This is a genomic window from Erwinia oleae, from assembly GCF_000770305.1.
Taxonomy (GTDB): Bacteria; Pseudomonadota; Gammaproteobacteria; order Enterobacterales; family Enterobacteriaceae; genus Erwinia; species Erwinia oleae.
Map to the genome: position 1 here is coordinate 1 of NZ_JNVB01000142.1, position 3275 is coordinate 3275.

The 3275-nt window shown below is 46.4% G+C and carries 6 protein-coding genes; all 6 read right to left on the bottom strand.

Features of this window, described 5'->3' with window-relative positions; genetic code table 11:
* Nucleotides 1-403: 403 nt before the first annotated feature.
* Nucleotides 404-709, bottom strand: a complete 306-nt coding sequence (locus GS12_RS22420) for a hypothetical protein (RefSeq protein WP_034951154.1) — start codon at nucleotides 707-709, stop codon at nucleotides 404-406.
* Between the two features lie 42 nt (nucleotides 710-751).
* Nucleotides 752-1057, bottom strand: coding sequence for a conjugal transfer protein (locus GS12_RS22425; RefSeq protein ID WP_034951156.1), 306 nt, complete (start codon nucleotides 1055-1057; stop codon nucleotides 752-754).
* A 35-nt stretch (nucleotides 1058-1092) separates the two neighbouring features.
* Nucleotides 1093-1491 carry a cag pathogenicity island Cag12 family protein gene (locus tag GS12_RS23855; protein WP_072016950.1) on the bottom strand — a complete coding sequence of 133 codons (399 nt, stop codon included), beginning with the start codon at nucleotides 1489-1491 and terminating at the stop codon, nucleotides 1093-1095.
* On the bottom strand, nucleotides 1488-2513 hold the full coding sequence (gene virB11, locus GS12_RS22430) for a P-type DNA transfer ATPase VirB11 (RefSeq protein ID WP_034951158.1): 1026 nt from the start codon (nucleotides 2511-2513) through the stop codon (nucleotides 1488-1490). The genes GS12_RS23855 and virB11 overlap by 4 nt, the downstream gene beginning before the upstream one ends.
* Nucleotides 2503-2823 carry a hypothetical protein gene (locus tag GS12_RS22435; RefSeq protein WP_034951159.1) on the bottom strand — a complete coding sequence of 107 codons (321 nt, stop codon included), beginning with the start codon at nucleotides 2821-2823 and terminating at the stop codon, nucleotides 2503-2505. Before GS12_RS22435 ends, virB11 begins: the two co-directional genes overlap by 11 nt.
* Before the next feature lie 11 nt (nucleotides 2824-2834).
* Nucleotides 2835-3275 (bottom strand): TrbI/VirB10 family protein (locus GS12_RS22440; protein WP_034951165.1); only part of this gene is annotated, 441 nt, incomplete at its 5' end.

Sequence of the window (3275 nt, forward strand, 5' to 3'; positions counted from 1 at the left end):
GCTTTAAAGGGGTTGGTCGCGCCTAATCGGTAATATCCCCCGCTGGGGCGGGTTATATTACCTGGCTGCGACGGTGTGCGGGGCAAGCCCCCCACAAAAAACGGCACGTGGGCGTGCCTTTTTGCTCGCTGGGGCGGCAAAATTTTTGCGGCTCCCCCCGGCCTGCTCAATTCGCTATGGGCGAATGTTCGCAGGTGGGCGCGGATGCTGAAAATTAGCAATTTCTTCGAAATTGAATTTTCTTTCCGCGTACCACATCCTTATTTCTTTGTCTTAGCAATTTCTTCGAAATTGAAGCCAAAAATAAGGATGCCGAAAAGCGCCACGCCCTGCGTCGGACTCGCCCAAATTCGCAAGCGAATTTGCCCCGCCCCTTCGGGGTGGCTGCGCCATCCTTTGCTAATTACTCTTGTTCTTTTCTTATTTCAGCCATGCATTCTTGCTCTGCTAATTTAGAGATGCGATATGAATCATTGTCGATCTTGTAACCCTGAGAAGCTGCATAATTTATCAGCTTCTCTGCGTCTGAATCATTAAGGTGATAAATATAGTTGCGCAATCCACTAAGTAATCGCCCTTCGTAAATTTCATAGTACAAGTCACAGCCTTTATTGGCTGACTCTGAAATATTATTAAAAACGCGTTTGACAGATATTCTGTCTTGGTTTTTTGAATGGATGTTCTTAATAAATAAGTCTTCTTTATTCATTTTCAACCTCTATTTAAATGTGAGTGGGTTTGAGTGCTTTATTTATCCTTTCACTCTGCCGAACTTTGAAAGAATTTTGCTTATTGCCTCAGGGTCTGCTGCTTTACATTCGCCTAAAAATTCTTTTCGCATATCGAATGTTTTACCCGGATTAAAACGATGGTGTTTTTTAAATGCGTTGATTTTAAAAAATGCGCGTTCTGCTGAACTGCATTCACTCCCCCCACTATTACCCGTAGCTTTTCCGTACATGCAAAGAACAACTTCGCACGGGTCAGCAGCAAATGAATAAATCGGCGTTCCTGCGGTCAGGCATAATACAGCCGCCGCGATAACGGTTTTTTTCATGGTAAACCCTTATTAGATTGTGTTGCTTAAATGGATTAGCGAGAGAAATAAATAGTGGTTTCTCTGCATGTCAGACAATTAAAGACGGGCTGGTATTCAATAACACCTTTTGCGCCATTCTGGCGAAGCCAATTTTTGGCATTAAAGAAATCAGTACCGGATTGTGCAGTGACGACAATTCGTGTTGAATGAGCGACTGCGTAAAATACTGCTGGAGTCCATATTGTATCGTAGAAACTTTTTGCGCTGATTGATGATGTCCATTTACCGTTAACTGTCGAGGAAGGGACTATAACGTTATTGTTACTCCATTGAGGTAAACTGGTATTTAATGGGGCGGCGGCTTTATCCCACTCTACAGGAACGGGAGGCGGTGGTGATGAACATCCGGTAATTATTGCCGCCAACATGATTACTTTAAGTTTCTTTATCATGCTTTCATTTCCTCAAAATACTGGTTTCGATGAATTGGACGGAAATAAATGTCATTCATACGGCGGACATTTCCGTCTAAATCAATGCTCACAATCACGTCCAGGCTATCCAGAACCTTACGTAACATAAATGTATAGGGGAGCTGGGCGCACTGTGGATTTTCATAGCAACGGGTAATAAACCCATCTATAGCTTCTTTCGCTGATCCTGCGTGAATGGAGGTCATACTCCCTTCATGCCCGGAACCTGTTATTTTAAGGAAGTCCCAGGCTTCCGCGCCGCGAACTTCTGTCAACAGAATACGGTCAGGGTTCATACGGTAATTCCAGCGTAAAAGGCTCGCCGGGGTAACGATAGAACCTTTTTCATCTGATGATTCTGACGGATAAAAAAGATGGACGTAGTTTTTATGAATAAAGAACGTGATTTCCGGGTTGTCCTCAATGGTTGATATCCGAAGATGTACCGGAATATACCCTATCAACATTTTCATATAGGTGGTTTTCCCGGTACTGGTTTCCCCAGCGACCGCGAGAGTTTTACCGTACTCGACGCATTTCTCCATAAACAGAGGAATATTTTTTGTATTGTACAATGCAATTAATTCCTCGTCGTGCGTCTCCGTTTTTTCCTCGCCTGTTACCCGGTTATAAAATCCCGCATCGATATACGACTGATGCGGGATTTGTACCTTCGATGGCTTACGGATGGTGATAGACACCGTATCGCGCTCACAGGCCGGGGGAACAATCACCTGGCACCGTTCGCCAGATTCCAGCGTGGCTGACAGCCCCGGCTTAATATCTTCGATATTGTCACCGTGGTGCTTTGCCAGGCACCGGGCAAAGTTGTAGCAATCCTCATAGGACAAAGGAACGGCGTGCTGCTCCCATACGCCGTTGATTTTGGTATACAGCTCACCTGGACGGTTGACGGCGATCTCCGTCAGGCCGGGAAGCTCCAGAAAGTCGCCAAATAAACGCTGTTTATAGCGGTCGAGGGAAATATTCTTAGCGGTCATCTTTTACCTCTTTCATCCGGGAAGAGACTTCATCAACAGAAAGAATGAAGCGAGAACTGGCAGCAACCAGCCAGGCAAGCTGGAGTAAGCCAGACACACTTTTTCCTAACATGACCGCTTCACGGTCAGTTAAAGGGCGCAGGTGATACCAAATTTGATTGATGGCCATCCACGCCGAGGGCGGCGCAAAAAGCAGAAAAAGAAAACCCGCGATAAGTAATACAAGTGGTACATCACGCAGGCTCTGGCCGACAATACGTGCAATGTACATAACCAGAATGGCTATGCGCTTCTTGTTTTCTCTCGTCATAACGTATTCCTTTAGCGTTTGATTTTCAGTGTGTAAATGTTTGAAAAATCAATATCCTCTCCCGTGATCAGGTTGATGATCTCGCCCTGATTCTTATAGAGCGTTGGGGGAATATTGATGCTGTTCTCCAGCGTGGTACGTGCCATATCCGCCATAGCCTGGCGACTGTTTTCCGTATAGTCCGTATTGCGGTCTTTTTTACCCGCGCTATTGGATGCCCATGCGCCAATATCGGGGATCATGCCGACCATTAACGCGCCTCCGAACCGTTCCCAGAAGTGCGAATCTATCCACCCATCAACGCCAGCCTCGCCCAGCTCGCCAGCCGCGCTGGTATCAACCAACGGGATATCGAGATAAGGCGGCTGGCGGGTGCGTAGCTTCGTCGCAATGATGAATGCCCGTCCTTGCCCGTGCTTCATACCTTCTTCCGCTATGGCGCGGTAAAGTAA